The sequence below is a fragment of the Pseudomonas putida genome (assembly GCF_001976065.1).
GTDB classification, from domain to species: domain Bacteria; phylum Pseudomonadota; class Gammaproteobacteria; order Pseudomonadales; family Pseudomonadaceae; genus Aquipseudomonas; species Aquipseudomonas serbica.
The window spans coordinates 518683-534799 of the sequence record NZ_MNAH01000002.1 but is presented as its reverse complement, the minus strand read 5'-3'; the positions used below and the strand labels follow the sequence as shown (position 1 = coordinate 534799).

Sequence of the window (16117 nt, the reverse complement as noted above, 5' to 3'; positions counted from 1 at the left end):
AAACTCCAGTGGTCAGGACCACGACCGACCCAGCAGGCCGAAGCCCGCCAACGCCAGCAATAGCCATTGGGTGAGTCGCGCCGCGTGTTCGGCGCGAATGTGCAGGAACAACCGTTGCCCGATCCACAGCCCCGCCATCAGGGGCAAAAGCAGGGCCAGGGCCTGTCGCGGGACCTGGGGGCCGATGGCCTGGGCGACTGCCAGCCCGGCCAGGGCCGCCAGGTCCACGGCAAAAAAGAACATGATCAGGGTGGCGCGCAGCGTCCGCGCCCGCAGCCCGCAGTGGCTGAGCCAGGCCACCACCAGTGGCCCGCCGATGGAAAACGCGGCGATCAACGCCCCACTGCTGCCGCCCACCAGCCAGGCCGCCCAAGGTCCACGGCCCATGGGCAACGCCACGCGCGCCAGGCCCAGCAACGCCAGCGTCGCCACCAGTCCGTAGACCCACAGGCTCAGCCAGTCGCTGTCGAGACCGGTCAGCAGCCAGATGCCGCAAGGCACGCCAAGCGCCGCCGCGACCAGGACCCGCCGCAGCAGCGGATAATCGGCTTGGGCCCAGGCGTCGCGCAGCAGCATCAGGCTGGATGCCACCTCCAGGCACAACACCAGGGGCACGGCATCGCGCAAGGTACCGAGCATCGCCAGGCCGACGACCGCGATGGCCGCAAAGCCGAACCCGGTGAGGCCACGCACAACGGCGGCGACCAGTACGCACAAGGCATTCAAGGTCCAATTCAATTCCGGGTTCACGGCGCGCTCCTTTGATAATGGCGCCACTCTAGTCAGGCATCCATCCATGCTTTAGAGCCAGACGGGCTTTTCAATGGGTCCAGTGCCGGATGCCCTGGCTCCATCGAAAAGGCCAACTGGATCTAAGCGCGCCGCAGCTGCATGGCTAGTCTGCGGGGCAACCGGCCGATCCGTGCCTGCCCTCAGGAGTAACCCCATGGCAACGAACCTCAACCACCAATGGATGCCCTTCACCGACAACCGGGAGTTCCAGCGTGCCCCGCAACTGTTCGTCCGCGCCGAGGGTGTGCGCTACTGGACCAGCGAAGGCCGCGAGCTGCTCGACGGCAGCTCGGGGCTGTTCTGTTGCGCGGCCGGGCATGGCCGTACCGAAATTGCCGAGGCGGTGTGCAAGCAATTGCTGACCCTGGATTTCACCCCGCATTTCCAGCGCGCTTCGCCCTTGTCCTTTGAACTGGCCGAACGCCTGAGCGAGTTGCTGCCGACGGGGTTGAACAAGCTGTTCTTCACCAACTCCGGTTCCGAGTCGGTCGACAGCGCCATGAAGATCGCCCTGGCTTACCACCGCGCCCGTGGCCAGGCCCAGCGCACCCGCTTCGTGTCCCGTGAATGGGCCTATCATGGGGTCAATTTTGGCGGCGTGGCCCTATCCGGCATGATGCGCAACCGCCAGGCCTTCGCCACCGGCGGCCTGCCCCACGTCAGTCACATGCGCCACACCTGGCAGGAAGAACAGCGTTATCAATTGGGCGAACCGGCCCAGGGCGCAGACCTGGCCAGCGACCTCGAGCGCATCATCGCCACTCACGGTGCGGACAGCATCGCGGCGTGCTTTGTCGAGCCCATCGCCGGTTCCATCGGCGTCTATGTACCACCGGCTGGCTACCTCAAGCGCCTGCGCGACATTTGCGACCGCCACGGCATCCTGCTGGTGTTCGACGAAGTGATCACAGGCTTCGGTCGTACCGGCGAGGCTTTTGCCGCACAGAGTTTTACGGTCAAGCCGGACATCATCACCATGGCCAAGGCCTTGACCAACGGCGCCATCCCCATGGGCGCGGTGGCCGTTGACGAGTCGATCTACGACGCCGTGGTCGGGGCCAGCCAGGGCCAGGGTCCGGAGCTGTTCCACGGTTATACCTACTCCGGTCACCCGGCCGCGTGCTCCGCCGCCCTTGCATCGCTGGACATCTACCGTGATGAGGATTTGTTCGGTCGCGGTCGGCAATTGGCGCCCTACTTCATGGAGTCACTGAGCGGCCTGCGCGGGCTGCCCCAGGTCAGTGACTTGCGCGGCTACGGCCTGCTCAGCGGCATCCAGCTGACCCCGGGAACCGCCCCCGGCGCCAAGGGCGCACGGGTGCAGCGGGCGCTGTACGACGCCGGCCTGCACGTGAAGACCACGGGCGATGCGATCATCTTCGCCCCGGCGCTGGTGGCCAGCCGCATGGACGTGGACGCGATGTTTGAAGTCCTCAAGCACACGCTCGCCCAGGAAAGCCTTTAAGCCAGTTCGGCCTGGCGCAATTCGCGCCAGGCCTTGCCCAACGCCTCGATGCCCGGTTCGATCAAGGCTTCGGCAATCGCGCCGAAGCCCAGGCGAAAGTAACAGCCGGTACGTCCCTCCCCCAGAAAATGAATATCGCCCGGCTCGATCAACACGCCATGCCGGGCAACCCTGCGCTGCAAGGCCCAGGCGTCTGCCGCCGGCGGGCCGCTAACCCAGATCGATGAACCACCGGCCATGCCACTGGCGTTGCACTCCGGTAAATGCTCGGCCAGGGCGCGACTGATCACTCGCCACTTACGCGCCAGCCGGTCACGCAGGCGGCGGGCATGGGCGTCGTAATGCCCCATGGCCAGGAACAGCGCCAGGATGCGCTGGTTGTTCGACGGTGGATGGCGATACATGTAGCGGCGCAGCGCGCGTAGCTCATGAATCAGCTCGGCATCGGCGGCAATGAACCCCAACCGTACGCCCGGCAAGAGGCTCTTGGTCAGGCTACCCAGGTAAATCACCCGGCCACTGTCGTCATAACTTTTGAGCGCAGGATGGTTGCTGCCCAGAAAGTTCTGCTCGCTTTCGTAGTCGTCCTCGATGATCAGAAAATCATGCTCGCGGGCGCTCGCCAACAACTCCAGACGCCGGTACAGCGGCATCGTCACGCCGGTCGGCGATTGGTGGCTGGGCGTGCAGAAGAGCATTTCGCACCCCTGCAATTGCACGTCCACCACCAGGCCCTGGCGGTCGATGCGCAGCGGACGCAGGGTGCAGCCGGTGAGGCTGAAAATGTTCCGTGCATCCACATAACCGGGTTCTTCCAGGCCCATTACAAGGCCAGGGCGGCCCAGCAGGCGCGCGAGCATGTACAGCGAATTCTGCGTGCCGATGGTCACCAGCAATTGCTCGGGCCGAGCCTGGATACCGCGTTTGGGCAAGACCCGCTGGATGATCTGTTCAACCAGCAGGGGATCGTCAAGCATCACCTGGTCATCGACCCAGCTGCGCATGTGCGCACCACTGGCGGCGATCCGTGTGCAATCGCGCCAGCGCGCGGCGGTCTGCTCGTCGTCCTCGATCTGGCCGTAGATAAACGGGTAGCGGTACTCGCGCCAGTTGCGCGGCTTGACGATGGCACGCATCTGCGCCGATTCGGTTTGCAGCCGACGCTCCCAGTCCGGCGCGTGATCGGGCCGTTCGAACAGGGCCGGGGATTTGGGGCGCAGGCTGACGTTGAGCTGTTGGCGCAAGAATTTTTCATTGATGAAATAACCGCGCCGGTCCGAGGGCGTGAGGTAGCCGTCCTGTACCAGTTGTTCATAGACCAGCACAACGGTATTGCGCGACACCTTGAGCAACTGGCACAGCTTGCGCGACGACGGCATGGCATCGCTGGGCGCCAGCGCGCCATCGAGGATGGCGTTGAGCAGGCTCTCGCGCAGTTGCTCCTGCAAACCGCGCCCAGCTTCGAACGGACGAAAATAACGCTCCAACATGGTTCCCATTCCCTAGATGACGCACCCCGATGGCGCACCCGATGCGCTGCACGCCTTACCCGCAAAGGCCTGGCGCTTTGGCTGGTACCAAAGCCCGGCGCAACTGGATCTAAAGCAAGCAACGGGCCGGCCCTAAGATCGAGGTGTGCCAAAAACAATGCCTTCCACCTTAGGAGCCACACCATGTTCAAGCCCCTGCACCAATGGATTCGACGCTCGCTGCTGTTACCCGCCGCCGCGCTGACCCTGGGCCTTGCCACCGCGGCCCAGGCGCAGACAGTGACCATCGGCGTGCAAAGCATGTTCGCGCCGTGGAAGAACGCCATCGCCGAAAAGCAATTCGAGAAGGCCACTGGCTGGGATATCCAATGGCGCAACTTCGACAGTGGCGGCGATGTGATGTTGGCGATGGCGTCCGGCGACGTGCAGATCGGCGTGGCGGGCAGCAGCCCGATTGCCGCTGCCGTGAGCCGTGGTGTAGACGCGCAGTTGTTCTGGATTCTCGACAACATCAATGACGCTGAGGCGTTGGTGGTGCGCAATGGCAGCGGCATCGTCGCGCCCCAGGACCTGGCGGGTAAAACCCTGGCCGTGCCTTTCGTCTCCACCACGCACTTTCATGCCCTGTTTGCCCTGGAGCAATTTGGCCTGAGCGGCAAGGTCAAGGTCATCAACCTGCAACCGTCGGACATCCCGGCTGCCTGGGAACGCGGCGACATCGACGCGGCCTTCATCTGGGACCCGGCTTTGGGTCGCCTCAAGCAAAGTGGCCAGGTACTGCTGACCTCCGGGCAGTTGACCCAATGGGGCAAGGCGACCTTCGACGGCATCGTGGTCGACCGCAAGTTCGCCGCCGAGCACAGCGCCGGCATGCTCGCCCTGACCAAGGTGCTGCAGGCCAGCACCGCCGACTATGTGGAGGCGCCCGGGCGCTGGACCGCCGACTCGCCGCAAGTGATCAACGTGGCGCGCCAGTCCGGGGCCAAGCCTGACGAAGTACCGCCTGTGCTGGCCCTGTACCAGTTCCCGCTGGCCACCGAACAGGCCGGAGCCAACTGGCTGGGCGCCGGCAAGGATGGTGGCGCGGCCAAGGCATTGGCGGCCACCGCTGCCTTCTTGAAAGAACAGAAAAAGATCCCGGCGTTGCTGCCCGACTACAGCGTCGCCATCAACCCGGGCTTCGTCCAGGCCGCCCAGTAACCCCAGCCACGGGCGGCGCAGGCCGCCCCACCACGAGGAAATAGCCATGGGCCTGAGCCTGAAAATCCATGACGTGTCGGTGCACTACCCCGCACAGCAAAAAGGCCAGCGGGTCACGGCCCTGGCCGGGGTCAACCTGGACATCGCCTGCGGCGATTTCGTTGTCGCCCTGGGGGCATCGGGTTGCGGCAAGACCACCCTGCTCAACCTGATGGCCGGTTTCATCCAGCCCAGCAGCGGCTTGATCACCCTGGGCGATTTCCACGGCCAGGTGCCGCAACAGACCTCGGCGGTGGCGCAACTGCGCGACCAGGTCACCGGGCCAGGCTCCGAACGCGGCGTGGTGTTCCAGAAACATGCGTTGCTGCCCTGGTTGAATGTACTCGACAACGTCGCCTTCGGCCTGAAACTGCGTGGCGTGGCCAGGGCTGAACGCGAGGAGCGCGCACGGCACTTCCTCGAGCTCACGGGGCTGGCGGATTTTGCTGGCCACGCGGTGTACCAGCTTTCCGGCGGCATGCAGCAACGGGTGGGGATCGCGCGGGCACTGACCAATGATCCGCAAATGCTGTTGCTCGATGAGCCGTTGGGCGCACTGGATGCACTGACCCGCGAACGCTTGCAGGAACTGATCCTGCAGATCTGGATGCGCACCGGGAAGATGATGTTTTTCATCACCCATGACGTCGAGGAAGCCCTGTTCATGGCCACGCGGCTGATCATCATGTCACCGCGCCCTGGCCGCATCACCCACGAATTCCCGATCGATTTCGGTCGACGTTTTCTCGCCGGCCAGGACGCCCGCACGGTCAAGTCCAGTGCCGATTTCATTGCCTTGCGCGAGCAGGTGCTGAGCATTATCCATGGTGATGAGGAGGCCGCATGAGCCTGTTCGACGAAAAACAACGCAACGCCGTGATGCGCGCCATCAACGAACTGCGCCGAGCCGCCCCGGCCCGCCCGGGCGAGCAGTATGGGGCGCCGGGCAACGGTTCGAGCCTGGTCTTGAGTCTGGTCACTGTGGTGCTGGCGTTTGCCGCCTGGTACATCGCGACCAACGCCGGCTGGGTCAAGCCACTGTTCCTGCCATCGCCCCAGGCGGTCTGGGCGCAATTGCTGGAGGTGGCTCGCGACGGTTTCGCCGACGCGACCCTGCTCAATCACATCGCCTGGAGTGCCTTGCGTGTCTTCGGTGCGTTCGTCCTGGCGGTGCTCACGGCAATCCCGGTGGGCATCATGATGGGCGTCAATCGTGTGGCCCGGGGAATTTTCGATCCGTTGGTGGAGTTCTACCGGCCACTGCCGCCGCTGGCGTATTTGCCCCTGGTGGTGATCTGGATGGGCATCGGCGAGGGTTCCAAGGTGCTGCTGATATACCTGGCGATGTTCGCGCCATTGGCGTTGAGCGCCCGCGCCGGGGTCAAGTCGGTGGCCATCGAGCAGATCCATGCCGCCTACTCCATGGGCGCCAGTCGCGCCCAGGTGCTGCGACACGTGATCATGCCGGCGGCATTGCCCGAGGTACTGACCGGCATGCGCATCGCCATCGGCTTCGGCTGGACCACCCTGGTGGCCGCCGAAATGGTCGCGGCCACCGCAGGCCTGGGCTTCATGGTCTTGACCGCTTCCAAATTCATGGCCACGGACGTGGTGATCATGGGCATCCTGGTGATCGGCGCCATGGCGCTGCTGTTCGACTTGGGCATGCGCTGGCTGGAGCGACGCCTGGTGCCGTGGAAAGGCAAGACCTGAGTCATGCGCCGCGCCTGTCAGCTCGTTAAGAGCCGAGATTGGCGATGACTTATTCATGCTGAACATGACGGCACGATTTTCAGTCTGTCACTCAAGGGTCAAGCGCTTGGCCAGTTCAGCGCCAGGCTTCCACAGGGCGTTGATGCAGAACTTTCCATCCTCCTCCGTTACCGGTTCTAGTGTCTGCGGATCCAGTAGGTGGCTGTCGACCAAGGCAAGTCGCAGAACGCCGTTTTTATTGAGCAGTGTTTGTGCCTGGCATTCGCACAAGGAGCGCGATAGGGCTTGGATGGGAGGCTCTATCTCGGCTTTTTCAAGCTCGATCTCGAAACGCGCGGAGCAAGATTCGACCAAATCCCTCAACGTATGGGCTGCAAAGTGATACGCAGTGAAATAACCCGCCGGCAACGCCAGCGAGATCATCAGCAGGTAGATTGCGTCACGTTTGCCGGGCCTTTTGCCCGGGCGGCGCAGGTTTCCTGTTGTTGCTCCCCTGCTCCGCCACCAGCCTTGCACCGCATGAATCCCGACCAGCTTGTTGATGTTCATGACCAAGCGCCCTTACCCATGTGTAATAAAAGCATGGGACCGCTAACAGAATGCCCATTGATTTAGATCAACCGCCCTGCACCTGCCTATTCACGTTTCGCACGCTATGTTCTTAACCACTTCCGGCCCTTCAATCGCAAAAACAGCTTGCGCAGTTCAATGAACCAGAACACAGAGCTGGCCACTACAAGACAAAATCCCCACTGGCTCAGCGTCAATGCACGGGTTCCGAACGCCGTGTTCAGCGGCGGCGAGTGCACCACTGCGATCTGCAGGGCGACGGCCAGGCCAATTGCCCCCCACAGCCATCGATTGGCGAACAGTCCGCGCAATGCACTGGTTGATTCCGAGCGCGCGCACAATGCGTTGAACAACTGCGCCAATACAAGGACCGTGAAACCGCCGGTGCGGGCCTCAGCCAGCGACGCATCGCCCGCTATCATCCCTCCGGGCAGCATCCAGTCGAACGTTAATAAACTCGCCAATGCCATGACCAGCCCCACCTCGATCACACCAGGCGATTTGTCCAGTCACGCTATCACCTCTGAATCGCCACTCAAGCGTCAGGCGCTCAGCCAGCTCGGCGTAGGCTCCTTCCCGCACGCATTACTAGCGCCTTGCCTTTTCGCTCATACGGCCGGCACGTTCATTGGCTTCGTCGGCGGTCCGTTGTGCCTGGCGTGCCACTTCCATTGCCAGTTCTGCCTTGAGGTGCGCCTCATCGGCCCTCAATCGCGCCATTGCGGCGTTATTTTCAGCGTACTCCAGCCGGGCATCCAGTTCCTGGGCCTGCTTATTGCTGCAACCGGCCGTCGTGGCCAAAAGAATGCCGAGGCAAACAACAGGCAAACGCTTTTCCATGATGTTCTCCAAATAAGTTCCGACAGTAAAAGCCAGTCAAACCCAGTATCCGGCGTCACCCTCGGATTTCACTGATATTTATCAAACAACCGGCTGGCCTATGGGGACGCGGGCCACTGCGGCCTTCTTGATTTAACTCAATGTCTTTCTGTCGTTCAGGCGTAAAAAAAGACATGGGGCTTTGGTGGCCCATGTACTTCAGTCACACGGGAGAGGACAGGATCATGAGCGACTTAACCTTGCGCAATACCATTTTGGATGAGCTTGATTTTCAACCCGATATCGACGCCGCCCAGATCGGCGTGAGCGTGGACAAAGGCGTTGTCACGCTCTCCGGTCACGTCAAGAGCTATGCTCAGAAAGTCAGTGCCGAACGCGCGGTCAAAGCGATCAAAGGCGTACGTGCGGTGGCTGAGGAAATAGAGGTTCGCCTGGAAAAAGGCGCGGGTACCGCTGATGACACTATCGCCAATCGTGCCGTCAACATTATCTCGTGGCGCTCTGATACACCCGAAGGCGATATCAAGGTCGTCGTGCAAAAAGGCTGGGTAACCCTGGAAGGCCAGGTGGACTGGCAATATCAGAAGGAACTCGCCGAAAGCGCCGTGCGCAAATTGTCGGGGGTGGTGGGCGTGGACAATCGCATCACCCTGCGCCCGCAAGTGAACGTCGTCGATATCCAGCAGAGCATCGAAGAGGCCCTCAAGCGCAATGCTGAAGTCGATGCCAAGGGCATACGTATCAAGGTAGAAGGCAGTGTGGTGAAACTTGAAGGCAAAGTGCACTTCTGGCGCGAGCGTGAAATCGCCGAGCGTGCTGCCTGGTCGGTGCCGGGTGTCACCAGGGTGGATGACCAGTTGCTGATCGCCTGAATGATCGCCCCGGGAAATTCCTGGTTACCCGGGGCCATCCAATGCAATGGCGCCCGCTCCAGCCCCTCCTTCGCGAGCCAAGGCCATGAAAAAAAATCATCAATGGAACCTGTCTTTCTTTGCCGTCGCGTTCGTCGTGCTCACCCTGATGCAATTTTTGTTTATTGACCGCCCAGTGGTGCAGTCCCTTCCGTACAGCCAGTTTCTGCAGTTGCTCAGTGAGCGAAAGCTCAGCGACCTGAGAGTCGAGAAGGACCAGATCAGCGGCAAGCTGGAGGAACCCATTGAGGGCCGCAACCGGTTTTCCACCGTTCGGGTCGATCCTGCACTGGCGACGGACCTCGCCCGTTCGGGGGTCAGCTTCACTGGCGTCAATGAAAACACCTTGGTCAGCGGCCTGCTGGGCTGGTTGCTGCCTTTCGTCCTGATCATGGTGATCTGGCATTTCCTCTTTCGCGGGCTCGCGGAGAAGCAAGGCATGGGCGGGCTGATGAGCATCGGCAAGTCCCGGGCCAAGGTATTCGTCCAGCGCGATACCGGTATCACCTTCGCCGACGTGGCAGGCATCGATGAAGCCAAGGCCGAACTGGTGGAAATCGTTTCATTCCTCAAGGACAAGGAGAAATACGGTCGCCTGGGCGCCCATATACCCAAGGGTACGCTGCTGGTCGGCCCACCAGGCACCGGCAAGACCCTGGTCGCCAAGGCCATTGCCGGTGAAGCCGGGGTGCCGTTTTTCTCGATCTCGGGTTCAGAGTTTGTCGAACTGTTCGTCGGCGTCGGCGCGGCCCGGGTGCACGACCTTTTCGAGCAGGCGCGGCAGGCGGCACCCTGCATCATCTTCATCGACGAACTGGATGCGCTGGGCAAAATGCGCGGCGTCGGTTCGTTCGGCGGCAATGACGAAAAAGAACAGACCCTCAACCAGTTGCTGGCCGAACTGGATGGCTTCGATCCCCGTGAGGGCGTGGTGCTGCTGGCCGCGACCAACCGTCCGGAGGTGCTGGACCCTGCCCTGCTCAGGGCGGGTCGTATCGACCGGCAGATATTGGTCGATCGTCCTGATCGCAAGGGGCGCCAGGCAATTCTCAAGGTGCACCTGCAAAAGATCACCGTGGATCCGGGGCTGAATCGGGAGCTCATTGCCGACATCACCACAGGCTTCACCGGCGCCGACCTGGCCAACCTGGTCAACGAAGCGGCTATCGTCGCCACCCGTCGCGGCGCCAATGCCGTCAACCTCGACGATTTCACTGCCGCCGTGGAGCGCATCGTCGCCGGCGTTGAACGCAAGAGCAGCGTGCTGCGCCCCGAGGAACGCCAGGTGGTGGCCTATCACGAGATGGGGCATGCCCTGGCCGCCAGCAACCTGCCAGCCATGGACCCGGTGCACAAGGTCTCGATCGTGCCCCGGGCCATTGGAGCGCTGGGCTATACCCTGCAGCGCCCGACCGAAGATCACTTCCTGATCAGTTGCCAGATGCTCAAGGACCGGATTGTCGTTCTGATGGCCGGACGCGCAGCCGAGTTCCTCACGTACGGCCAGATCTCCACCGGGGCCGCCGATGATCTGGCGCACGCCACGGACATCGCCCGGCAATTGATCACCCGGTTTGGCATGAGTAGCGAGTTGGGCCTGTCGGTACTGGAGCGCCAGAACGCGGCTTATCTGGGCGATCGCCCGCCCGGTCTTGGCGAAAAGTACTATTCGGAACAAACCGCCAGGGAAATCGACCTCGGCATCCGCGCCCTGCTCGATGAAGCCTACGAACGCGCCAAGGCATTGCTGGCCAGCCGTCGCGCCGACCTGGAGGCCGGGGCGCGATTACTGCTGGAAAAGGAAACCCTGACGCCCGAAGATTTTCCAGCGCTCAAGCCTGCACTGCCGATCCCGATGCCCGCCCCGGCAAGGGTAGTGCCGCAGGCCAGGTGAAGGTCCACTGCCCTCGCTGCAGCACACCCTGAACAAGATCCCCGGTCGCCGGCTGTCACAAGTTCGCCACACTTTGACCCCCGCCCATCAAGACTCGCCCTCCTATCCTTAGCCGTGCCTGATCCAGATCAAATCCGGGAGCGGCCAACGGCGTAAAAAAGAACTTGAGCACGGGGATTTCCCTGCGCATCAAGTGACCGCCAGATGGAGGGTTGCACGATGTTCGCTGACAAGCGCCCCGAAGATTGGCATGGCTGGGTCAACGCCGGTGAAAAATCCCGGATTGATGTTCTCAGCAACGGTCGTCCGGTGTTGATCCGGCATGTCGAGCAAGCAGACCGAGCTCGTGAATACGCGCTTGTCCGGCATTCGGCGCCGGCGTCCCGGCACGCGTTTTTACTCAGGCAACAGCATGCCCCCCAGAAGGGCCAAGGCTGCATCGCACTGGTCCACGATAATGGCCGCGTGATCGAAATCGGCGCCAGCCGTTATACCGCCATGGGTCAATACCAGTGCGAATGCGCGGTAACCGTCGCCACTGCCTGGAAACGCCTGGGCCTGGGGACGTTACTGCTGGAGCACTTGATCGACGATGCCCGCAGCAATGGCGTCCACCAGTTGTACTCGGTTGGCGCCTCCAGTAACGCGCCGCTGCGCGAGCTGGCCAGGTTTCTGGGTTTTGAAGCCCACGACGATCCCTTCGACCCCCACCAGGTCATTCACCGCCTGTACCTGTAAAGTCCGAGCAACATCACCATGACACGTCGCACATAGTAAGGGCGACACCCTAAGTGGCCCGCAGGTGTTGTTCAAACCAGTCGCCAGCGAGCCTGGCGACTTCCTCCAGGGTGCCAGGCTCTTCAAAAAGATGCGTGGCGCGCTCCACGACTTCCAGCCGTTGCTCGCACTGCAGGGTCTGGCTGCTCTGGCGATTCAGGCCCAGTACCACCGGGTCCTGTGCGCCGACAATCTGCAAGGTTGGCGCCTTCACCCCGGGCAGAGCCGGCCCGGCCAGATCGGTTCGCCCGCCTCGGCTGACCACTGCCCCTATCACCGACGCTCGCTCGTCGGCGGCCACCAGCGCCGCCGCCGCACCGGTACTGGCGCCGAACAGACCGATGGGCAAAGAACACAATTGGCGATCCCGGCCGACCCAGTCGATCACATCGATCAACCGTCTGGCCAGCAGGGGAATATTGAAGCGCAACTCCCCGCTGAGATTATCCAGGCGCTGCTCCGGTTCCGTCAGCAGGTCGAACAGCAGCGACGCCAGGCCCCGACCGGCCAGGACATCGGCCACATATTGATTGCGCGGGCTCAAGCGCCCACTGCCGCTGCCGTGGACGAAGATGACCAGGGCATGCGCGTTCGCCGGCAAACGCAAATCGGCGGACAATTCAACGCCCGCCAGCTCCAGGGATCGGAATTGAACTTCAGACATCGCGATGTTCCGTCTGGGAGGCGCTCGACAGTTCCCTCTCCCAGGCCCGTTGCATGAGATTGATGACTTCTTCGTCCGAGGTCTGGGAAAAATCCAGGTACCAGTAGCCGATCGACATCATCCACTCGGGAATGAGCGGGCAAATCACTTCGTCTACCTGCATGGATAAATCCTCGACCGTTTCCCGAGGAGCAACCGGTACCGCGACGACGATGCGCTCCGGCGCCTGCATGCGCACCGCCTGGATCGCAGCCATCATCGAAGAACCTGTGGCCAGGCCGTCGTCGATCAGGATCACCACCTGGCCCTTGAGTTGCGGTGGCGGGCGATCTCCCCGATACGCCTTTTCACGTCGCGACAGCTCCTGCGCCTCCCGGGCGACCACCGCCTCGAAACTGGCTCGATCGATCGGGTGCGCCCGCAGCGCGTCATCATTGAGGACTTGTACACCGCCGCTGGCAATGGCGCCCATGGCGTATTCCGGGTGCGAAGGAGCACCGAGCTTGCGCACCAGCATCAGGTCCAGGCGCACATTCAGGGCGGTGGCAACTTCATAAGCCACCGGGACACCGCCACGGGGCAGGGTCAGGATGATCACCTCAGGCCGGTTGGCGTATTTGAGCAAGGGCTGCACCAGGCGTCGGCCGGCTTCGGCGCGGTTGAGCAAGGTGGTTTGTAATGAGGGACTGTGGATCACGGCAACCTCCTGGGGCGCTGACGACTGGGTTCTTAAGCTGCGGTCCTGGCAGGACCGCGCTAAACGGCCAGGATGCTGCACGCCACCTGGTACAGGGTATGTTCGGTGGTGCTGCCCAACAGTTTGTCCAGGCCATGGGACTGGACCCTGCCCATCACAATCACGTCCATTTCTTGCTCATCGGCGAGCGCATGCAGCACGGCCACAGGATGCCCCTCGATGAAATGTCGCCGGTCAGCCGGCACGCCATATCGGCCAGCCAGGTCGAGGAAGGATTTTTCATGGCGCTGGCGCAACTGACTGTAGAGGTCCGCGAGCGTCAAGCCCCCGCCGCCCATATCGCCCAGGAACAGCGCAGAAGCGTCGCAGGCATACACCAGGTGCAACTCGGCCTGACACTGGATAGCCAGGCTGGACGCCTGCTGGATGATCCGCTCATTGAGCTCGTCGTCCTGTACCAGGGAATTGGAAACATCAACCGCTGCCACGACCTTGCGCGGCAAAGGATGATCACCTTCGCCAGGCAGGTACACCGGTACCGGGCAATGGCGTAACAGACGCCAGTCCAGCGGGGTAAAGAAACCGCGCTTGAGCGCCGGTTCTCGTTGCACCTGCTTGATCAACAGGTCGGGCTGCATTTCCGCGACATAATCGAGAATGTCTTGCTGCAGGTCGTCGGCCCATTTCGCCTCGGCGGTCACTTCAAGCCCCCTGTTGCGTAGATGATCGGCGTGGTATCTGAGCCAGTTGCGCTGGTCTTGCAGATACTCTTCGCGAGCCTTTTCCCGATCGCCTTCTTCGAGTAGCGACAAGAGCTTCCAGGATGGGATCAAGGCGGCGATGTGCAGGCTGGCACCACTGGCCTTGGCCAGCGCGGCGGCATGATCCATGGCTTTGGACTGGCGCAGGGCCGGGTTGATGATCAGCAATAACCGTTGATACTGGCTCATGATCGGACTCCACGAAACTCGCTTGTTTGTCACTGCCCGCCACCCTGAAGCGCTGTGCTCGCCGGTGGACCAGGCGCCTGTGTCATGGATTCAGAATCCTCCGTGGAAGCGGCCTTGGCGTTGATTTATATCAAGTGCCTGCGCCAGCAGCTGACCCACCCGAAGCCGCTGCCCCCAAGCGCGTCGCCAGACGGGTAGTCGAAGGCTGAAAAGACCGACCTTTGATTCGATCGCGATTGATCAATATCAATCGCACCAGGGCCAACCGGGCTACATTGGCCGAAAATGCACGCGCTCCATGGTTCGCAGACAGGAGAAGGCAATGACGATCCTATTGGCAAGTCAGCGGTTGCGCCTGTACGAGCGCAATGAACTCGATGACGTCCTGCAGACGATGGCGCGCCAGGCCGCCAGCCTGCTGCCACCGGCGCACGCCGCCCTGATTGGTATCAAGCGCCGGGGTGAGCCCCTGGCCCAACGATTGCGCGAGCACATTGCGCGCCAGACCGGCCAACCGGAACTCCCTCTTTATCCACTTGAGGTCAAGCGCTATGCCGACGACCTGCAAGTGCTGCATGCCTTCACGCAATTGACCGAAAACCCGCTGCTGGCCAAACTGGACCTCGCCAACACCACCTTGCTGGTCGTTGATGATGTATTGTTCGAAGGCCATTCGCTGCTGCGTACCTGCGCCTATCTGGCACAACTGGGAGCTCGTCGGGTCTACACTGCCGTATTGGTAGACCGGCACATCTGCCAGCAGCCGATCCGGGCCGACATTGTCGGCGTGCACCTGCAAGTTGCCGCCTCTGACATTGTCGAATGCAATGTGCCGCCCTTCGAGCCGGACTTTTGCATAGAGGTGGTGCGCCACGGCGCCGCCCGATGACGGCAGAAAAGGCTTGCCAATCGCCTCGGAGGAGACTTGCATGCGCACCCTGCCCCCACTACTTTTTGCCCTGCAAGGTAGCGAGCTATACGCTGCGCGCGTCGCCCATCGGCTGGGTTGCACACTGGCGCAGCATGAAGAGCGAGACTATGAAGACGGCGAGCACAAGTGCCGCCCGCTGGATCTGGTACACGGCCGCGAAGTCGTCGTGTTCCATGGCTTGCATGGGGATGGTCCGCAGAGCGCCAACGACAAGCTGTGTCGCCTGCTGTTTTTCTGCAGCGCACTGAAGGATGCCGGTGCCCGTCAGGTGCAGGTGGTGGCGCCCTACCTCTGCTACGGGCGCAAGGATCGGCGCAGCCAGCCCCAGGACCCGACCATCACGCGCTACGTGGCCGCTTTTTTTGAAGCCAGCGGCGTCGATCGACTGATCACCCTGGAAGTCCATAATCCGGCGGCGTTCGACAATGCGTTTCGCATACCGGCGTGGAACCTGCAATGCGCCGAACTGTTCGCCGGGCATTTCGCCGCGCAGGTCGGTGACGCCGAAGTGGTGGCGGTCTCCCCGGACTCAGGTGGCAGCAAGCGGGCCGAGCAGTTTCGCCAGGCCCTGCAGCGGCTGCTGGGACGATCGGTTGGCAGCGCCCTGATGGAAAAACACCGCGCCCACACCACGCTGACGGGCACCCTCTTGATGGGCGACGTGAGCGGCAAGACGGCCATCGTGTTCGATGATCTGATCAGCACCGGGGCTACGCTCAAGCACGCCGGCCTTGCCTGCCAGGAGGCTGGCGCCACGCGCTTGTTCGCAGCCGCCACCCATGGCTTGTTCACCGCCGGCAGTCAACTGTTCGACCTGCCGATCTTCGAACACATCGCGATCACAGACACCGTGCCGCCGTTTCGCCTGCCGCCTGACTGTGTCTCGCGCCACCTGCAGGTGCTCGACAGCACGGCCCTGATCGCCACCTGCCTGGCGGAAAATGGCGCATTCGATCGCTCTGACCCAGGGCATCGATGATCAACCGGATCGGGACAGGCATATGACCCATCGTTGAACAGCCCCAGGACGGCTTGAAGATGAGGAGGCTGGAATGAGCAACGAGCAAGACGACAAAAAGCCATCTTGCTGATGCAGCAGGCGCTCGGCTACCTGCACGGTGAAAATCCGATGCTCCATCACCTGGCGTTGACCGATATAGCCGCCTATACCTGAGTGCCCCGCA

17 protein-coding genes are annotated in these 16117 nt (G+C 62.2%); 9 read left to right on the top strand and 8 right to left on the bottom strand.

What is annotated here, in order from left to right; all coding sequences use genetic code 11:
- Positions 1 to 12: 12 nt before the first annotated feature.
- Entirely contained in the window at positions 13 to 750 is a 738-nt protein-coding gene (locus BKX96_RS09010; RefSeq protein ID WP_077183448.1) for a sulfite exporter TauE/SafE family protein, read from the bottom strand.
- A 196-nt stretch (positions 751 to 946) separates the two neighbouring features.
- Here BKX96_RS09010 and aptA point away from each other — a divergent pair, with 196 nt between their 5' ends.
- On the top strand, positions 947 to 2257 hold the full coding sequence (aptA, locus tag BKX96_RS09005) for an omega-aminotransferase AptA (RefSeq protein ID WP_077183446.1): 1311 nt from the start codon (positions 947 to 949) through the stop codon (positions 2255 to 2257).
- On the opposite strand, the gene pdxR is transcribed toward aptA, so the two are convergent.
- Positions 2254 to 3747, bottom strand: a complete 1494-nt coding sequence (gene pdxR / locus BKX96_RS09000; RefSeq protein WP_077183444.1) for a MocR-like pyridoxine biosynthesis transcription factor PdxR — start codon at positions 3745 to 3747, stop codon at positions 2254 to 2256. The two genes, aptA and pdxR, sit on opposite strands and share 4 nt — an antisense overlap.
- A gap of 183 nt (positions 3748 to 3930) precedes the next feature.
- Here pdxR and tauA point away from each other — a divergent pair, with 183 nt between their 5' ends.
- The 3 genes from tauA to BKX96_RS08985 are packed head-to-tail and all read left to right on the top strand — an operon-like array spanning position 3931 to position 6699.
- Positions 3931 to 4947, top strand: a complete 1017-nt coding sequence (tauA, locus tag BKX96_RS08995) for a taurine ABC transporter substrate-binding protein (protein ID WP_046819194.1) — start codon at positions 3931 to 3933, stop codon at positions 4945 to 4947.
- Between the two features lie 46 nt (positions 4948 to 4993).
- Positions 4994 to 5833 (top strand): taurine ABC transporter ATP-binding protein, encoded by an 840-nt coding sequence (locus tag BKX96_RS08990; RefSeq protein WP_080957067.1) that lies wholly within the window; start codon positions 4994 to 4996, stop codon positions 5831 to 5833.
- Positions 5834 to 5865: 32 nt separating this feature from the next.
- Entirely contained in the window at positions 5866 to 6699 is an 834-nt protein-coding gene (locus tag BKX96_RS08985) for an ABC transporter permease subunit (RefSeq protein ID WP_410454524.1), read from the top strand.
- An 87-nt stretch (positions 6700 to 6786) separates the two neighbouring features.
- Here the strand turns inward: BKX96_RS08985 and BKX96_RS08980 are convergent, their stop codons facing one another.
- From BKX96_RS08980 to BKX96_RS08970, 3 genes are all read right to left on the bottom strand, one after another.
- Positions 6787 to 7248: a hypothetical protein gene (locus BKX96_RS08980; protein WP_077183442.1), complete on the bottom strand. Its 462-nt coding sequence runs from the start codon at positions 7246 to 7248 to the stop codon at positions 6787 to 6789.
- 104 nt (positions 7249 to 7352) lie between these two features.
- Entirely contained in the window at positions 7353 to 7739 is a 387-nt protein-coding gene (locus tag BKX96_RS08975) for a cation transporting ATPase C-terminal domain-containing protein (protein WP_256721417.1), read from the bottom strand.
- A gap of 118 nt (positions 7740 to 7857) precedes the next feature.
- Positions 7858 to 8109, bottom strand: coding sequence for an Lpp/OprI family alanine-zipper lipoprotein (locus BKX96_RS08970; RefSeq protein ID WP_052760658.1), 252 nt, complete (start codon positions 8107 to 8109; stop codon positions 7858 to 7860).
- Positions 8110 to 8333: 224 nt separating this feature from the next.
- On the opposite strand from BKX96_RS08970, the gene BKX96_RS08965 reads away from it, so the two are divergent.
- From BKX96_RS08965 to BKX96_RS08955, 3 genes are all read left to right on the top strand, one after another.
- Complete coding sequence (locus BKX96_RS08965) at positions 8334 to 8981, top strand: BON domain-containing protein (protein WP_077183440.1); 648 nt, start codon at positions 8334 to 8336, stop codon at positions 8979 to 8981.
- 85 nt (positions 8982 to 9066) lie between these two features.
- Entirely contained in the window at positions 9067 to 10914 is a 1848-nt protein-coding gene (gene ftsH / locus BKX96_RS08960) for an ATP-dependent zinc metalloprotease FtsH (protein WP_077183438.1), read from the top strand.
- 219 nt (positions 10915 to 11133) lie between these two features.
- Positions 11134 to 11652 (top strand): GNAT family N-acetyltransferase, encoded by a 519-nt coding sequence (locus BKX96_RS08955; RefSeq protein ID WP_077183436.1) that lies wholly within the window; start codon positions 11134 to 11136, stop codon positions 11650 to 11652.
- 49 nt (positions 11653 to 11701) lie between these two features.
- On the opposite strand, the gene BKX96_RS08950 is transcribed toward BKX96_RS08955, so the two are convergent.
- From BKX96_RS08950 to BKX96_RS08940, 3 genes are read right to left on the bottom strand one after another with little or no spacing between them, the layout of a single operon-like run.
- Positions 11702 to 12355 (bottom strand): dienelactone hydrolase family protein, encoded by a 654-nt coding sequence (locus BKX96_RS08950; protein WP_077183434.1) that lies wholly within the window; start codon positions 12353 to 12355, stop codon positions 11702 to 11704.
- On the bottom strand, positions 12348 to 13052 hold the full coding sequence (locus tag BKX96_RS08945) for a phosphoribosyltransferase (RefSeq protein WP_077183432.1): 705 nt from the start codon (positions 13050 to 13052) through the stop codon (positions 12348 to 12350). Before BKX96_RS08945 ends, BKX96_RS08950 begins: the two co-directional genes overlap by 8 nt.
- Positions 13053 to 13111: 59 nt before the next feature.
- Positions 13112 to 14002: a universal stress protein gene (locus tag BKX96_RS08940; protein WP_046819203.1), complete on the bottom strand. Its 891-nt coding sequence runs from the start codon at positions 14000 to 14002 to the stop codon at positions 13112 to 13114.
- Between the two features lie 322 nt (positions 14003 to 14324).
- On the opposite strand from BKX96_RS08940, the gene BKX96_RS08935 reads away from it, so the two are divergent.
- Together BKX96_RS08935 and BKX96_RS08930 are read left to right on the top strand one after the other, a co-directional pair.
- Positions 14325 to 14891 (top strand): phosphoribosyltransferase family protein, encoded by a 567-nt coding sequence (locus BKX96_RS08935; RefSeq protein WP_046819204.1) that lies wholly within the window; start codon positions 14325 to 14327, stop codon positions 14889 to 14891.
- A 40-nt stretch (positions 14892 to 14931) separates the two neighbouring features.
- Positions 14932 to 15912 carry a ribose-phosphate diphosphokinase gene (locus BKX96_RS08930; protein WP_077183430.1) on the top strand — a complete coding sequence of 327 codons (981 nt, stop codon included), beginning with the start codon at positions 14932 to 14934 and terminating at the stop codon, positions 15910 to 15912.
- Positions 15913 to 16117: the final 205 nt, after the last annotated feature.

Coding starts and splice junctions, on each gene's coding strand:
- aptA (WP_077183446.1), top strand. CDS start 947: ATGGCAACGAACCTCAACCACCAATGGATGCCCTTCACCGACAACCGG.
- pdxR (WP_077183444.1), bottom strand. CDS start 3,747: ATGTTGGAGCGTTATTTTCGTCCGTTCGAAGCTGGGCGCGGTTTGCAG.
- tauA (WP_046819194.1), top strand. CDS start 3,931: ATGTTCAAGCCCCTGCACCAATGGATTCGACGCTCGCTGCTGTTACCC.
- BKX96_RS08990 (WP_080957067.1), top strand. CDS start 4,994: ATGGGCCTGAGCCTGAAAATCCATGACGTGTCGGTGCACTACCCCGCA.
- BKX96_RS08985 (WP_410454524.1), top strand. CDS start 5,866: ATGCGCGCCATCAACGAACTGCGCCGAGCCGCCCCGGCCCGCCCGGGC.
- BKX96_RS08980 (WP_077183442.1), bottom strand. CDS start 7,248: ATGAACATCAACAAGCTGGTCGGGATTCATGCGGTGCAAGGCTGGTGG.
- BKX96_RS08975 (WP_256721417.1), bottom strand. CDS start 7,739: ATGGCATTGGCGAGTTTATTAACGTTCGACTGGATGCTGCCCGGAGGG.
- BKX96_RS08970 (WP_052760658.1), bottom strand. CDS start 8,109: ATGGAAAAGCGTTTGCCTGTTGTTTGCCTCGGCATTCTTTTGGCCACG.
- BKX96_RS08965 (WP_077183440.1), top strand. CDS start 8,334: ATGAGCGACTTAACCTTGCGCAATACCATTTTGGATGAGCTTGATTTT.
- ftsH (WP_077183438.1), top strand. CDS start 9,067: ATGAAAAAAAATCATCAATGGAACCTGTCTTTCTTTGCCGTCGCGTTC.
- BKX96_RS08955 (WP_077183436.1), top strand. CDS start 11,134: ATGTTCGCTGACAAGCGCCCCGAAGATTGGCATGGCTGGGTCAACGCC.
- BKX96_RS08950 (WP_077183434.1), bottom strand. CDS start 12,355: ATGTCTGAAGTTCAATTCCGATCCCTGGAGCTGGCGGGCGTTGAATTG.
- BKX96_RS08940 (WP_046819203.1), bottom strand. CDS start 14,002: ATGAGCCAGTATCAACGGTTATTGCTGATCATCAACCCGGCCCTGCGC.
- BKX96_RS08935 (WP_046819204.1), top strand. CDS start 14,325: ATGACGATCCTATTGGCAAGTCAGCGGTTGCGCCTGTACGAGCGCAAT.
- BKX96_RS08930 (WP_077183430.1), top strand. CDS start 14,932: ATGCGCACCCTGCCCCCACTACTTTTTGCCCTGCAAGGTAGCGAGCTA.